Below are 14270 nucleotides of genomic sequence, written 5' to 3'. Positions count from 1 at the left end.
CTGGTTGCGGCCGGTTCCGCAAGGCGGCTGGTCACGCTGGTTGCCATGGCCCGGGTCGTGGGCGGGCGCGCTGGTTGCGGCCGGTTCCGCGAGGTGGCTGGTCACGGTGGGTTGCCATGGCGCGGGTCGTGGCTGGGCGCGCTGGTTGCGGCCGGTTCCGCAAGGCGGCTGGTCACGCTGGTTGCCATGGCCCGGGTCGTGGGCGGGCGCGCTGGTTGCGGCCGGTTCCGCGAGGTGGCTGGTCACGGTGGGTTGCCATGGCGCGGGTCGAGGCCGGCCGCGCTGGGTGCAGCCCGTTGCGCCTCGCGTCGCCGCGATCTTGATGAGTTGGCGTCGGAAGCTGACAGCAACTCATCAGGCCGCGCCGCGCCCCGAGCCACGCCGCCGGATATATCCGGTAAATCGTGCTCTCGCGCGAGGGTGCCTCTCAGGATGCGGATGATCTTGCCGGAATGCGGGAGCGGGCGCCACTATCCGGGACGGCGCCCAGCATCCGGAAGCTGCCGCCGAATCATGAGAAGCGCGCCGTCGCCCAACCGCAACGGGCCGCGCCCGGCGTACCCGGCCACGACCCGGGCCATGGCAACCCAGCGCACCGACCCATCTCGCGGAACCGGCCGCAATCAGCGTGACCGGCCGCGACCCGGGCCATGGCAACCCAGCGCACCCAGCCGGAACAGGGCCGGGGCCATGGCAACCCAGCGCACCCAGCCGGAACGGGGCCGGGGCGATGGCAACCCAGCGCGCCCAGCCGGAACGGGGCCGGGGCGATGGCAACCCAGCGCGCCCAGCCGGAACGGGGCCGGGGCCACGGCAAGGCGAGGAACGCGAGCCGGATTCACCAGCCGGTGGGTGGGGCGGACACGTGGACGACCTTGGTGGCCGTCATCTCGTCGAGCAGCTCCGGCCCGTACCCGAAACCCTGCCCGCTCGAACGGCGCGGATGGGCCGCACCGCCCGGAGCCCCGCCGAAGACCGCGTTGATTTTGACGGTGCCGGCCGGGAGCGAGCGCCACGCCCGCTGCGCATGGCTCATCGAGCCGGTCAGCACCGAAGCCGCCAGCCCATAGGGTGAGTCGCTCGCCCGGCTCAGGGCCTCGTCGAACGACGACACCACCGCGACCGGCGCGACCGGGCCGAACGTCTCCTCCCGCATCACCGCCATGTCGTCGGTGCAGTCGGTGAGGACGGTCGGCGGGTACCAGGCGCCCGGGCCGGCCGGAGCCGCGCCGCCACAGAGGGCCGACGCGCCCGCCTTGAGCGCCTGCTGCACCTGCTCGTCCACCGTGTCGCGCAGGCGACGGTCGACCAGCGGACCGATCCGTGGCTGCCAAGCGTTCGCCTCCTCGGCCAGGGCGTCCAGGAAGGACGCGGCCACCGAGCGGTGCGCGTAGATGCGCTCGACGGAGACGCAGATCTGGCCGGAGTTCGCGAAAGCCCCGAGCGCGGCCTGCGAAGCCGCCCATTGCGGATCCACGCCGGCGTCGACGATCAGGGGGTCGCAGCCGCCGTTCTCGAGCAGGGCCTTCGCGCCGGTCCGGGCGCAAGCGGCGGCGATCGCGCGGCCGGTGACCGTCGAGCCGACGTGGGCCACCACATCGACGGGCGCGGCGGCCAGCGCCGCGCCCACCGGGCCGTCGCCGTTGACCAGGTTGAGCACGCCGTCGGGGAAGTGGGGCGCGAGGAGCCGGGCCAGGTGCCAGCCGGTGCCGGGGGTGCGCTCGCTGGGCTTGTGCACGACGGTGTTGCCGGTGACCAGAGCGGCTCCGAGCAGGCCGCACGCGACCGCGACCGGGTCGTTCCACGGCGTGATGACGGCGACCACGCCGCGCGGCTCGTAAGTCATCAGGTCGATCGCCTCGAGGTGGCCGGCCAGGGTGCGGCCACGGTGGACCGGTCCGAGCTCGGCGTACTGCCGCAGCGTGGCCGTGCCGGCGGCGATCGTGTCCCGGGCCTCGCCGACCGGCTTGCCCATCTCGGCCGCCATGGTCTCCGCCAGCGTCGCCGCGGAGGCCTCGACCGTGGCGGCGGCCGCCTGCAGCGCGGCGGCCCGGTCGGCGGCGGACACTGCGGCCCATCCGGGCGCCGCGGCGCGTGCGGCCCGGACCGCCGCGGTCACGTCGTCGGGGGCCGAGCAGACGACCCGGGTCACCGGCGCGTCGTCCGCTGGATTGACAACCGTCAATTCACGATCGCCGCCGCCGACGGACCAGTGGCCGGCGAGAAGTTGTTCGACTTCGAGCATGGTCGCCGGTTGCCCCAAAGCGGCCGAACCAAACGCGATTGTCATCAGTGCAGGTCAGCGCGATCCGAAGTTTTTCCCGAGAAGTCGATGATCACCACGACTAGGTTGGTGATCGAGGGGTAACCGCCGTCCATGCGAGTTCTGGGAATCAATGCGATCTTCCACGACCCGGCGGCGGCGCTGATCGTCGACGGTCGCGTGGTGGCCGCCGCGGAGGAGGAGCGGTTCAGCCGGCGCAAGCACGGCAAGCGACCGGTTCCGTTCGCGGCGTGGGAGCTGCCCGAGCTGGCGGCGGCCTGGTGCCTGAGCGAGGCCGGCCTGAAGCCGGGCGAGGTCGACGCGGTCGCGTACTCCTTCGACCCGGGCCTGACCCGGGACCTCGGCGAGCTCGGCGTGGCCGACCCGTCCGACCACATGCGCGTCGACTACGCCCGCCGGGCGCCGCAGTTCCTGGCCACCGCGCTGCCCGGCCTCGACCCCGACCGGGTGCGGTTCGTGCCGCATCACGTCGCCCACGCGGCCTCGGCCGGGATGTCGGTCGCCGAGGACAACGCGGTGCTGGTGCTGGACGGCCGCGGCGAGGTGGCCAGCCACCTGGCCGGCGTCTATCGCGGCGGCGAGCTGACCGTGCTGCGCACCCAGGAGCTGCCGCACTCGCTCGGCCTGCTCTACGAGGAGCTGACCCGCCACCTGGGCTTCCTGCACTCCAGCGACGAGTACAAGGTGATGGCGCTCGCCTCGTACGGCCGGCCGCGGTTCCTCGACCTGTTCCGCGAGCTGGTGCGGCCCACCGGCGACGGCGGCTTCACCGTCGAGCGGATCGACTGGACCGCGCTGACCAAGCCGCGCCCGGCCGACGGCGAGCTCACCGAGGCGCACGCCGACCTGGCGTCCAGCGTGCAGACCCGGCTCGAGGAGGTCATGCTCGACCTGGCCCGCTGGACCTACGACGCGGCCGGCGGGCCGGCCACGCTGACCATGGCCGGCGGCACCGCGCTGAACTGCGTCGCGAACGCCCGCATCGCCGCCGAGGGCCCCTTCGAGCGGGTGTGGGTGCAGCCCGCGGCCGGTGACTCGGGCACCGCGCTCGGCGCCGCCCTGGCGCTCACCGGCGAGCCCAGCGTCTTCACCACGGCGGCGCTGGGTCGCGGGTGGAGCGACGACGAGCTGGAGGCCGAGCTGCGCCGGGCCGCGCTGCCCTACGAGCGGCCCGCGTCGATCGCCGCCGAGGCCGCGAAGGTGCTGGCCGGCAACGGGATCGTCGCCTGGTACCAGGGCCGCTCCGAGTACGGCCCGCGCGCGCTCGGTCACCGCTCGCTGCTGGCCCACCCCGGCGACCAGGACACCCAGCGGCGGATGAACGACGTGAAGGGCCGCGAGCAGTTCCGCCCGATCGCGCCGATGGTGCGCGCCGAGCGGTTCGCCGAGATCTTCGAGGGCGTCTGCCCGAGCCCGTACATGCTCTTCGTGCACCGGGTGAAGCCCGAGTGGCGCGACCGCATCCCGGCGGTCACCCATGTGGACGGCACCGCCCGGGTGCAGACCGTGCACGCCGAGACCGAGCCGCTGGTGGCCGAGATGCTGGCCGAGTTCGACCGCCGCACGGGCCTGCCGGTCGTGGTCAACACCTCGCTCAACACGGCGGGCCGGCCTATGGTGGACACTCCGCGCGAGGCGATGGAGCTGTTCGGCTCGGCGCCCGTCGACCTGCTGGCGATGGGTCCGTTCGCGGTGCACCGCAGACGGGCGTTCGGGGCATGAGCTGCACGATCGTCATCCCCACGGTCGGCCGTCCCAGCCTGGCGCGGCTGCTGGCGGCGCTGGACCGGCCGGCCGACGTGCTGGTCGTGGACGACCGGCGGGACCGGTCGGCGGAACTCGGCGTGCCCGGCTGGGTCACCGTGCTGCCGGGTCCGGCGCGCGGCCCGGCCGCGGCCCGCAACCTGGGCTGGCAGACCGCCGAGAGCGAGTGGGTCGCGTTCCTCGACGACGACGTGGTGCCCGAGCCCGGCTGGCTCGACCACCTAGCCGAGGACCTGGCCGCGGCGCCCGAGGAGGTGGGCGGCGTGCAGGGCCGGCTGATCGTGCCGCTGCCGCCGGATCGCCGCCCGACCGACTGGGAGCGGGTGACGGCCGGCCTGGCCACCGGCGAGTGGATCACCGCCGACATGGCCTACCGCCGGGTCGCGCTGGCGCGCGCCGGCGGCTTCGACGAGCGTCTGCCGCGGGCTTTCCGCGAGGACGCCGAGCTTGCCTTTCGCGTACGGCGGGGCGGCTGGTCCCTGCGTCGCGGCCGGCGGCGGGTCACCCACCCGGTCCGGCCCGAAGGCCCGTGGGTCAGCGTGCGGACCCAGCGCGGCAACGCCGACGACGCCCTGCTCCGCCGCCTGTACGGGCCGCGGTGGCGCGCGCTGCTGGACGTCCCGGAGGGAAGGCGCCCCCGGCACGCGGTGATCGCCGCGGCCGGGCTGGCGGCGCTGGCATGCGGCGCGGCCGCCCTGGCCACCGGCCATCGGGGCTGGGTGGGCGCGGCCGGGCTCGCCGCCGCGGGCTGGGCGGCCGGAACCGCCGAGTTCGCGGCCGCTCGCATCGCGCCCGGCCCGCGCGACCCCCGCGAGGTGGCCACGATGCTCGCCACCAGCGTCGTCATCCCGCCGCTGGCCGTCGCGCACTGGCTGCGCGGCTGGTGGCGCTGGCGCGCCGCCCGCCCGATCCCGGTCATCACCGTGGGCGGTGAGCGCTCGGCGGGGGACCGTGCGCGCGCGGAGGCGGGCCGATGAGCCGGCTCTTCGACGCTGTCCTCTTCGACCGGGACGGCACGCTCATCGTCGACGTTCCCTACAACGGCGACCCGGCGAAGGTCGTCCCGATGCCCGGCGCCCGCGCCGCCCTCGACCGGCTGCGCGCCGCCGGCCTGCGCCTCGGGGTGGTCACCAACCAGTCGGGGCTGGCCCGCGGCCACTTCACCCGCGAGCAGCTCGACGCCGTCCACCGCCGCGTCGAGGAGCTGCTCGGCCCGTTCGGCACCTGGCAGGTCTGCCCGCACGGCGACACCGCCGGCTGCGCCTGCCGTAAGCCCGCCCCGGGCCTGGTCACCGCGGCCGCCGGCGCCCTCGGCACCACCCCGGCGCGGTGCGTGGTGGTCGGCGACATCGGCCGGGACATGGGCGCCGCCCTCGCGGCCGGCGCCTCCGGCATCCTGGTGCCCACCCCGGTGACCCTGCCCGCCGAGGTCGCCGCCGCCCCGGCCGTCGAGCCGACCCTGGCCGGCGCGGCCGACCGGATCCTGGTGCGGGAGGACCTCGTCCGACCGGCGCCGCGCCCGGGCCCGGCCGGCACGGTCCTCGTGGTCCGCTCCGACTCCGCCGGCGATGTGCTGGTCACCGGGCCGGCCATCCGCGCCGTCGCGGCCGGCGCCGGGCGGGTGGTGCTGCTCTGCGGACCGCGCGGCCGGGCCGCCGCCGAGCTGCTGCCGGGCGTCGACGAGATCGTCGAGTGGGGCCTGCCGTGGATCGACGCGCACCCGGACCCGGTCGACCCGGCCGGCATGGCGGCGCTCGTCACCCGGATCGAGCGGATCGGGGCCGACGAGGCGGTCATCTTCACCTCGTTCCACCAGTCGCCGCTGCCGCTGGCGCTGCTGCTGCGCCTGGCCGGGGTCGGCCGGATCAGCGCGATCAGCGAGGACTACCCCGGTTCCCTGCTGGACGTGCGCCACCGCGTACCCGATGACCTGCCCGAACCCGAACGTGCCCGCAGCCTGGCCGCGGCCGCCGGTTTCGCCCTGCCGGTCGGCGACGACGGCGCCCTGCGCCTGGCCGCCGCCCGCGGAGCAACCGGCACGAGCGGGCCAGGCATGAGCGGGCCAGGCATGAGCGGGCCCGGCACGAGCGCGGCCGGCACGAGCGGGCCCGGCACGAGCGCGGCCGGCACGAGCGCGGCCGGCCTCGGAGCAATCGGCCCGGGAGCAACCGGCCGGGGGGATTACGTCGTCGTTCATCCGGGAACGGCCGCCGCGGCCCGCGCCTGCCCGCCCGCGACATTGCGGGCCGTCGTCGACGCGCTCGCCGAGGCGGGCCACGACGTGGTGGTCACCGCCGGCCCAGGGGAGGAGCTGCTGGCCGCGCAGGTGGCCGGCGCCGGCGCCCGCTGGACCGCGCCCGGCTCGCTCGCGGCCATGGCCGGGCTGATCGCCGGGGCGTCCTGCCTGGTCGTCGCCAACACCGGGCCGGCCCACCTGGCGGCCGCCGCCGGCACCCCGGTGGTCAGTCTCTATGCGCCCACTGTCCCTTTCGGACGGTGGGGTCCCTACCGCGTTCCGGTGGTGCGCCTCGGCGTCCCGGACGCCCCCTGCCGGGACTCCCGGGCCATCACCTGCCCGGTCCCGGGACACCCGTGTCTGTCCACTATCGACCCGGCCGCGGTGCTCGACGCCGTACGTGTGCTCGGCGCCCGGCCCCCCACCGAGCGCGAGGTTGCCGCGTGAGAATCATGCTCTGGCATGTGCACGGCTCCTGGACGACGGCGTTCGTCCAGGGCAAGCACCAGTACCTGATCCCGGTCAACGAGGCCCGCGACAGTTGGGGCCGGGGCCGCGCGCAGACCTACGACTGGCCGCCGACCGTGGAGGAACGGCCCCTGGCCGCGATCCGTGACCCCGACGTCGCCATCGTGCAGCGCCCCGAGGAGCTTGCGCTCGTCCCACCCCGGGTCCCGATCATCTACGTCGAGCACAACACCCCGAAGGGGGACGTGCCGAACACCCGGCATCCGATGGCCGACCGGGACGGCGTCCTGGTCGTCCACGTGACCCACTTCAACGAGCTGTTCTGGGACTGCGGGAGCACCCGCACCACGGTCATCGAGCACGGCGTCGTCGAGCCGGAGCCGCGCTGGACCGGCGAGTTGCCCCGGCTCGCCGTGGTCACCAACGAGCCGATCCGCCGCGGCCGGGTCACCGGGACCGACCTGTTCGGCCGGTTCGCGGCGGTGGCGCCGCTCGATGTGTACGGCATGGGCGTGGCCGGCCTGGCCGGCGACCGGATCGCCGCCCATGACGACCCGCCGCAGCGCGCGATGCACGCCGAGGTCGCGCGCCGCGGCGCCTACCTGCACCTGTGCCGCTGGACCTCGCTCGGGCTGAGCCTCATCGAGGCCATGCAGATGGGCATGCCGGTGATCGGCCTGGCCACCACCGAGGCCATCGAGGCGGTCCCGCCGGACGCCGGCGTGCTCTCCACCGACGTGAGCGTGCTGGCCGAGGCTGCCCGGTGGCTGCTCGAGGAGCCCGCCGCCGCCCGGCGGCTGGGCGAGCGCGCCCGCCAGGTGGCACTGACCCGTTACGGCCTCGACCGGTTCCTCGCGGACTGGGACCGGCTGCTGGAGGAGGAGACATGCGCATCGCGATGATCTCGGAGCACGCCAGCCCGCTCGCCACGCTCGGGGGCGTGGACGCGGGCGGGCAGAACACCCACGTCGCCGAGCTGTCGGCCGCGCTGGCCGCGGACGGGCACGAGGTACGGGTCTACACCCGGCGGGACGCGGAGCTGCCCGAGGCGGTCCCGCTGGGCGACGGCGTCGAGGTGGTGCACGTGCCGGCCGGGCCGGCCGCGCCGCTGCCCAAGGACGAGCTGCTGCCGCACATGGGCGCGTTCGCCGAGTGGCTGTCCGCGGACTGGCGCGACACCTGGAAGCCGGACGTGGCGCACGCGCACTTCTGGATGAGCGGGCTGGCCACGGTCACCGCGGCGCGCGATCTCGGGGTGCCGGTGCTGCAGACGTACCACGCGCTCGGCTCGGTGAAGCGCCGCTACCAGGGCGCCGCCGACACCAGCCCGGCGCAGCGCATCGGCTACGAGCGGGCGCTCGGGCGGGCCGTCGACCGGGTGGTCGTGCAGTGCCAGGACGAGGTCGCCGAGCTGGTCCGGATGGGCGTCCCGCGCACCCGGATGGCGATGGTGCCGTCGGGCGTGAACACCGATCGCTTCGCGCCGGCCGGGCCGGCCGTGCCGCGCGAGCCCGGCCGGCAGCGGATCCTGACCGTGGCCCGGCTGGTCGAGCGCAAGGGGGTCGAGGACCTGATCCGGGCCCTGCCCAAGGTGCCGCGGGCCGAGCTGGTTGTGGTGGGCGGGCCGCCGGACGGCGACCTCGCGCGCGACCCGTACGCGTGCCGGCTCGGCGCCCTCGCCCGCAAGTGCCGCGTCGAGGACCGGGTCCGCCTGGTCGGCGCCGTGCCCGCCCAGGAGATGCCGGCCTGGTACCGCTCGGCCGACCTGCTGGCCGCCACCCCGTGGTACGAGCCGTTCGGCCTGACCGTGCTCGAGGCGATGGCCTGCGGCGTGCCGGTGGTGGCCTCGGCGGTCGGCGGCCTGGTCGACACGGTCGTCGACGGCGTCACCGGCGACCTGGTCGCACCCCGCGACGTGACCGGGCTGGCCCGCACCCTGCGCCGCCTGCTGGCCGACGACACCCGGCGCATCTCGTACGGCGCGGCCGCGCACGACCGGGCCGTCCAGTCGTACTCGTGGCCGCGGATCGCCCGCCGCCTGGCCGGCGTCTACACCACGGTGGCGGCCGCCCCCACGGGGGCGATCGCCTGATGGATCCGCTGGAACAGCACCTCACCGCGCTGTCCGCCGCGATCGGCGAGTTCCCCACCGTCGGGGCCCGGCTGGCCGGCTGGGGCGCCGAGCTCGCCCGGCACCTCGGCGGGGGCGGCCGCCTGCTGGTCGCCGGCAACGGCGGCAGCGCGGCCGAGGCCCAGCACCTGGCGGCCGAGCTGACCGGCAAGCTCCGCGAGGATCGCCGGCCGCTCTCCGCGATCGCGCTCACCGCGGACTCGTCGGCGGTGACCGCGATCAGCAACGACTACGGGTACGACGAGGTCTTCGCCCGCCAGGTGCGGGCGCACGGCCGCCCCGGCGACGTGCTGCTCGTGCTTTCCACCAGCGGCCGCAGCCCGAACCTGGTCGCGGCGGTGCGGGCGGCCCGCGAGTGCGGGTTGCGCACCTGGGCGATGACCGGCGCCGGGCCCAGCCCGGTCGGCGACGCCTGCGACGAGGTGCTGCGCTGCCCGTCGCCGGAGAGCCAGGTCGTGCAGGAGCTGCATCTGGTGGCGGTGCACGTGATGTGCGAACACGTTGATCTTGCCCTGGGGACCGAACCGCTGAAGGGGAGGACGATGAAGAGGCTGGTGATAGTGGGGGACACCCTGCTCGACCGGGACGTCGAGGGGGCGGTCCGGCGGATCGCCCCGGACGCGCCCGCCCCGGTGCTCGACGAGGAACGGGTCCACGAGCGGCCCGGCGGCGCCGGCCTGGCCGCCCTGCTCGCCGCCGCCGACGGGCACGAGGTCGCGCTGGTCACGGCGCTGTCCTCGGACGCCGGCGGGGCGCGGCTCAGCGAGATGCTCACCGCGGCCGGCGTCGAGCTCTACGCCCTGCCGCTGCCCGGGGCGACCCCCGAGAAGGTGCGGCTGCGCTCCGGCGGGCAGGTCCTGCTGCGCCTCGACCGGGGTGGCGACCCGGTGCCCCCGGGCGATGCCCCGCCGGCCGCGCTGGACGCGCTGCGCGATGCCAAGGCCATTCTGGTCAGCGACTACGGCCGTGGCGTCGCCCGGCACCCGGCCCTGCGCGCCGCGATCGAGGCCTCCGCCGCGCCGGTGGTGTGGGACCCGCATCCGCGTGGCCCGGCCCCGGTCCCGGACGCCCGGCTGGTCACGCCCAACCTCGCCGAGGTGTGCAAGCTGTCCGGCGACGCCGGCGACGGCGCCACCCTCACCACCGCCCAGCGGGCCGGCCACCTGCTGCGCCGGCGCTGGCGGGCCGCCGCGGTCGCGGTGACCTGCGGCCCCGGCGGCGCGGTGCTCTGCCATTCCGGGCCGACCCCGCTGGTGGTGCCGGCCCCGGCGGAGGCGAGCGGCGACACCTGCGGCGCGGGCGACCGGTTCGCCGTCGCCGCGGCGCTGGCCCTGGCCGACGGCGCGCTGGTCTCCGAGGCGGTGCAGGAAGCGGTCCGGGCGGCCACGGCCTTCGTGGCCGGCGGGCTGCCCGCAGCGCTCGGCGCGATGCCGGCGTCCCCGGCGGTGAGCGGGCCCGAGCGGGTCGGCGCCGACCAGGCCGGGGCGCTGGTCACCGAGGTCCGCGCCCGGGGCGGCGTCGTCGTCGCCACCGGCGGCTGCTTCGACCTGCTGCACGCCGGCCACCTGGCCACCCTGCGCGCCGCCCGCCGGCTGGGCGACTGCCTGGTCGTCTGCCTCAACAGCGACGAGTCGGTCCGCGGACTCAAGGGCCCCGGCCGCCCGCTCACCGCCCAGGCCGACCGGGCCCGCCTGCTCGCGGCCCTCGACTGCGTCGACGCCGTCGTCGTCTTCGACGAGCCCACCCCCGAGGCCGTGCTGTCCTGGCTGCGGCCCGACGTCTGGGTCAAGGGCGGCGACTACGCCGACGGCGGGCCCGAGTTGCCCGAGTCCGAGCTGGTCGCGCATTGGGGCGGGCAGACCGTGATCGTGCCGTACCTGGACGGCCGTTCCACCACCAGGACCATCGCCGCCGCCCGGAGCGGCTCGTAATGGGAGGGACAACCATGGACGCAGTGCTGATCACCGGCGGATCGAGCGGCCTCGGCGCCGCCGTCGCCGACGCCGTCCGCAAGGAGGGCGGCCGCCCCGTGATCGTCGATCGGCAGCGGCCCGCCGACGGCCTCGACTGGATCGAGTGCGACCTGAGCGACACGCGCGCCGCCGAGGACGCCACCCGGCGCGCCATCGCGCTGGCCGGCGGCCGGATCGACGGCGTGGTCACCGCGGCCGGCTTCGATGTCCCCGGGGCGCTCGCGGACATCCCGGCCGAGGTGTGGGAGCGGATCGTCACCGTCGACCTGCTCGCCACCGCCGCCGTCGTGCGGGCCGCGCTGCCCACGCTCGAGGAGACCCACGGCAGCATCGTCACCGTCGCGTCCACGCTGGGCGTCAAGGCGGTCGGCGACGCCACCGCGTACTGCGCCGCCAAGTTCGGGGTGGTCGGCTTCACCCGCTCGCTCGCCGCCGAGCTGGCCGGCCGGGTCAACGTCACCCTGCTCATCCCCGGCGGCATGCGCACGCGCTTCTTCGACGACCGCGACGAGCAGTACAAGCCCGGGCCGGACGCCTCGCTCAACGAGCCGGCCGACACCGCCGCGGCGGTGGTGTTCGCGCTGAGCCAGCCGCCCGGCTGCTCGATCCGGGAGCTGGTCGTCGCGTCCGAGCGGGAGACCTCGTACCCGTGATCCTCGCCCTTCGCGCGCTCGGCGTCGGCGACCTCGCCACCGCCGTGCCCGCCCTGCGCGGTCTGCGGGCCGCCTTCCCCGGCGAGCCCCTGGCGCTGGCCGCCCCGGCCTGGCTGACGCCGCTGATCGACCTGATCGGCGGCGTCGGCCGGATCGTGCCGACCGACGGGCTCACGCCGCGCCGCTGGGACATCGAGCGGCCGCGGCTGGCGGTCAACCTGCACGGGCGCGGGCCCGAATCGCACCGCCTGCTGCGCGCCGCCGCCCCGGAGACGCTGTGGGCCTTCGCCAACGCGGACGCCGGCCACCTCGACGGCCCGCCGTGGCGGGAGGAGGAGCACGAGGTCCGGCGCTGGTGCCGGCTGCTGTGCCGGCACGGGGTGACCTGCGACGAGAGCGACCTCGCGCTGGCGGTGCCGGATCTGCCGGCGCCGCGCGGCGTGACGATCGTCCATCCGGGCGCGAAGGTCCCGGCGCGTCGCTGGCCGGCCGACCGCTTCGCGGCCGTCGCGCGCCATCTCGGCGAGGCGGGACACCGGGTCGTGATCACCGGTTCCGCTTCCGAGCGAGATTTGCGCGTACGGGTGGCCCGGCGCGCCGGCCTGCCCGCGTCCGCGCTGCCGTTCACCGGCCTGGGCGAGCTCGCCGCGCTGGTCGCCCACGCCCGCCTGGTGATCAGCGGCGACACCGGGATCGCGCACCTGGCCACCGCGTACGCGACGCCGTCGGTCACGCTGTTCGGGCCGATGTCGCCGGCGCGCTGGGGGCCGCCGGACCGCCCGTACCACCGCGCGATCTGGCACGGCACCCAGAGCGAGCCGGGCGACCGGCCCGGCCCCGGCGTGCATCCCGCCCTGCTCGCCGTCGGCGAGCACGAGGTGCTCGAGGCCGCGGCGGAGGTGACCGGCGTCGCGGCCGTCCGTTCGGCTCCGCCGGGAATCGCGCGGCCGGCCTAGGAACGCGGCTGCTCGTCGCCGGTGGCCTCCTCGTCCTCTTCCTCGTCCTCCTCGTCGATCCAGTTGTGCCGGTACCACGGGATGCCGGCCCAGAAGGTCAGGAAGAAGACCGCGGTGAGGCCGCCCAGCAACAGCGCCATCGGCATGCTGAGGATGAAGTCGACGACCAGGAAGACGCTGCTGACCATCGCGACCAGCAGGAACGCGAGGCCGCCGGTGGCCATCCGGTGCGCGTAGCGGACGAGCTCGGGCTTGCGGCCCTGGCGGAACAGCGCGCGGTGGAACGCGACCGGCGAGATGATCATCGCGGTGGAGGCGGCGGCGGCCAGCAGCGCGACGATGTACACGTCCTTCTGGAACGCGGTGGTGCGCGGGAAGCCGTTGCTGAACGGCAGGGTCAGCAGGAACGCGAACAGGATCTGGATACCGGTCTGCGCGACCCGCAGCTCCTGCAGCAGGTCGGCGAAGTTGCGGTCCCAGCGCTTCTTCTCGTCCTCATACCGGACGCGGCGTTTCTCGGGGGCCATGCCGCTGGGTGCCCACTTCAACGATCATCGAAACGCCGCCGGGCGGCCGCGTCAGCGGTCGTCGAAACGCCGCACCACGAGCAGCGCCACGTCGTCGGTGGGACGCTCGAGGCCCATGGTCGCCATGATGCCGGCGCAGAGCGCCTCGGCCGGCGCGGCCTTGACCACGTCGATGAGCCGCTCCACCCCCTCGTCGATGACCTCGCCGCGCCGCTCCACCAGGCCGTCGGTATAGCACACCAGCGCCGCTCCGGGCGGCAGCTCGACGGTGGCAGTACGCCGCGGGCGGTGCTGGATGTCGACGCCGAGCGGCGGGTCGGCCGGCAGCCGCATCACCGTGGCCCGCGCGCCCGGCAGGGCCAGCACCGGCGGCGGATGCCCGGCCGTGGAGACCCGGACGGTGCCGCGGTCCGGTGAGATCATGGCGTACAGCGCGGTGGTGAGGCTGCCCGCCTCGAAGTGCCGCACCTTGCGGTCGAGCAGGCTGAGCGCCTCGGCCGGGTCGTCGGTGATCAGCGTGTACGCCCGCAGCGCGCTGCGCACCCGGCCCATCACGACCGCGGAGGCCAGGCCGTGCCCGGAGACGTCGCCGATCACCACGCCGAGCCAGCCCGAGGGCAGCGTGAACACGTCGTACCAGTCGCCGCCGATGCCGAAATCGTGACCGGGCACGTAGCGGGCGGCGAGCTCGACGCCCGGCACCCGGGGCAGCGTGCCCGGCAGCAGGCTGCGCTGCAGGGCGAGCGCCGCGGCCTGCTCGAGCTTCTGGCCGCGGATCTGCCCGGCGGTGCCGGCCCGGTCGGCGGCCAGCTCGAGCAGCTGGATGTCGTCGGCGCCGAACTCGTACGGGCTGAGCATGCCGACGTGCAGGACCCCGACCACCTCCCCGGCCGCGAGGATCGGCACGCCGAGCAGGGAGCGGATGCCCTTCTCCAGCAGGATCGGGTTGACCACGTCCTCGGCCGTCACCTCGGCGACCACCACCGGCCGGCCGGTCTGCGCCACCCGGCCGGCGAAGCCTCGCCCGACCGGGACGCGGACGCCCTGGCGTATCTCCTCCTCCAGGCCCTTGGCCGCGGTGGCGACCAGCTGCCGGGAGTGCGGGTCCAGCAGCAGGATCGCCGCCGTGTCGGCGCCGAGCAGATCGCGCACGCGTTCCAGCAGCTCGTCGAGGAGATCGGAGGCGTCCAGCCGGGACAGCGTGGCGTCGGTGATCGCCTCGAGCCGGCGCAGGCGCTCGCCGTTCCGCTTGCTGTCCAGGCCCATGGAGAACAACCT

General features: G+C 75.6%; 11 protein-coding genes and 1 pseudogene. 9 read left to right on the top strand and 3 right to left on the bottom strand.

From position 1 onward, the window contains the following. Positions 1-838: 838 nt before the first annotated feature. Positions 839-2245: an aldehyde dehydrogenase family protein gene (locus ACFQS1_RS02270; protein ID WP_378964634.1), complete on the bottom strand. Its 1407-nt coding sequence runs from the start codon at positions 2243-2245 to the stop codon at positions 839-841. A 132-nt stretch (positions 2246-2377) separates the two neighbouring features. Here ACFQS1_RS02270 and ACFQS1_RS02265 point away from each other — a divergent pair, with 132 nt between their 5' ends. The 9 genes and pseudogenes from ACFQS1_RS02265 to ACFQS1_RS02225 all read left to right on the top strand — a co-directional run bounded on the left by ACFQS1_RS02265 (position 2378) and on the right by ACFQS1_RS02225 (position 12465). After that, the gene (locus ACFQS1_RS02265; RefSeq protein ID WP_378964205.1) at positions 2378-4006 is read left to right on the top strand and encodes a carbamoyltransferase family protein; all 1629 of its coding nucleotides are present in this window, start codon (positions 2378-2380) and stop codon (positions 4004-4006) included. Next, complete coding sequence (locus tag ACFQS1_RS02260; RefSeq protein WP_378964204.1) at positions 4003-5025, top strand: glycosyltransferase family 2 protein; 1023 nt, start codon at positions 4003-4005, stop codon at positions 5023-5025. Before ACFQS1_RS02265 ends, ACFQS1_RS02260 begins: the two co-directional genes overlap by 4 nt. Continuing rightward, positions 5022-6731 carry an HAD-IIIA family hydrolase gene (locus ACFQS1_RS02255; protein WP_378964203.1) on the top strand — a complete coding sequence of 570 codons (1710 nt, stop codon included), beginning with the start codon at positions 5022-5024 and terminating at the stop codon, positions 6729-6731. Before ACFQS1_RS02260 ends, ACFQS1_RS02255 begins: the two co-directional genes overlap by 4 nt. After that, entirely contained in the window at positions 6728-7654 is a 927-nt protein-coding gene (locus tag ACFQS1_RS02250; protein WP_378964202.1) for a glycosyltransferase, read from the top strand. The genes ACFQS1_RS02255 and ACFQS1_RS02250 overlap by 4 nt, the downstream gene beginning before the upstream one ends. Next, a complete protein-coding gene (locus ACFQS1_RS02245) occupies positions 7639-8844 on the top strand; it encodes a glycosyltransferase (protein ID WP_378964201.1) in 1206 nt (401 codons plus the stop codon). The genes ACFQS1_RS02250 and ACFQS1_RS02245 overlap by 16 nt, the downstream gene beginning before the upstream one ends. Then, positions 8844-9398 (top strand): annotated as a pseudogene (locus ACFQS1_RS02240) (D-sedoheptulose-7-phosphate isomerase); the annotation flags it as partial. The gene ACFQS1_RS02245 and the pseudogene ACFQS1_RS02240, both read left to right, overlap by 1 nt. Positions 9399-9425: 27 nt before the next feature. After that, complete coding sequence (locus ACFQS1_RS02235) at positions 9426-10814, top strand: PfkB family carbohydrate kinase (protein WP_378964633.1); 1389 nt, start codon at positions 9426-9428, stop codon at positions 10812-10814. A 14-nt stretch (positions 10815-10828) separates the two neighbouring features. Beyond that, positions 10829-11509: an SDR family oxidoreductase gene (locus ACFQS1_RS02230; RefSeq protein ID WP_378964199.1), complete on the top strand. Its 681-nt coding sequence runs from the start codon at positions 10829-10831 to the stop codon at positions 11507-11509. Continuing rightward, complete coding sequence (locus ACFQS1_RS02225; RefSeq protein WP_378964198.1) at positions 11506-12465, top strand: glycosyltransferase family 9 protein; 960 nt, start codon at positions 11506-11508, stop codon at positions 12463-12465. Before ACFQS1_RS02230 ends, ACFQS1_RS02225 begins: the two co-directional genes overlap by 4 nt. Here ACFQS1_RS02225 and ACFQS1_RS02220 read toward each other — a convergent pair. Both ACFQS1_RS02220 and ACFQS1_RS02215 read right to left on the bottom strand, forming a co-directional pair. Beyond that, positions 12462-12992, bottom strand: coding sequence for a DUF6328 family protein (locus ACFQS1_RS02220; protein WP_378964197.1), 531 nt, complete (start codon positions 12990-12992; stop codon positions 12462-12464). The two genes, ACFQS1_RS02225 and ACFQS1_RS02220, sit on opposite strands and share 4 nt — an antisense overlap. Before the next feature lie 51 nt (positions 12993-13043). Further along, positions 13044-14258, bottom strand: coding sequence for a PP2C family protein-serine/threonine phosphatase (locus ACFQS1_RS02215; RefSeq protein WP_378964196.1), 1215 nt, complete (start codon positions 14256-14258; stop codon positions 13044-13046). Positions 14259-14270 lie beyond the last annotated feature (12 nt).

It is taken from the genome of Paractinoplanes rhizophilus (genome assembly GCF_042664765.1).
GTDB classification, from domain to species: domain Bacteria; phylum Actinomycetota; class Actinomycetes; order Mycobacteriales; family Micromonosporaceae; genus Actinoplanes; species Actinoplanes rhizophilus.
This window is presented reverse-complemented; position numbering and strand designations above follow the sequence as displayed.

Bases quoted from the DNA above. Each gene is read 5' to 3' on its own strand.
- ACFQS1_RS02260 (WP_378964204.1), top strand. From the start codon at position 4,003: ATGAGCTGCACGATCGTCATCCCCACGGTCGGCCGTCCCAGCCTGGCG.
- ACFQS1_RS02270 (WP_378964634.1), bottom strand. From the start codon at position 2,245: ATGCTCGAAGTCGAACAACTTCTCGCCGGCCACTGGTCCGTCGGCGGC.
- ACFQS1_RS02265 (WP_378964205.1), top strand. From the start codon at position 2,378: ATGCGAGTTCTGGGAATCAATGCGATCTTCCACGACCCGGCGGCGGCG.
- ACFQS1_RS02235 (WP_378964633.1), top strand. From the start codon at position 9,426: ATGAAGAGGCTGGTGATAGTGGGGGACACCCTGCTCGACCGGGACGTC.
- ACFQS1_RS02230 (WP_378964199.1), top strand. From the start codon at position 10,829: ATGGACGCAGTGCTGATCACCGGCGGATCGAGCGGCCTCGGCGCCGCC.
- ACFQS1_RS02245 (WP_378964201.1), top strand. From the start codon at position 7,639: ATGCGCATCGCGATGATCTCGGAGCACGCCAGCCCGCTCGCCACGCTC.
- ACFQS1_RS02255 (WP_378964203.1), top strand. From the start codon at position 5,022: ATGAGCCGGCTCTTCGACGCTGTCCTCTTCGACCGGGACGGCACGCTC.
- ACFQS1_RS02215 (WP_378964196.1), bottom strand. From the start codon at position 14,258: ATGGGCCTGGACAGCAAGCGGAACGGCGAGCGCCTGCGCCGGCTCGAG.
- ACFQS1_RS02220 (WP_378964197.1), bottom strand. From the start codon at position 12,992: ATGGCCCCCGAGAAACGCCGCGTCCGGTATGAGGACGAGAAGAAGCGC.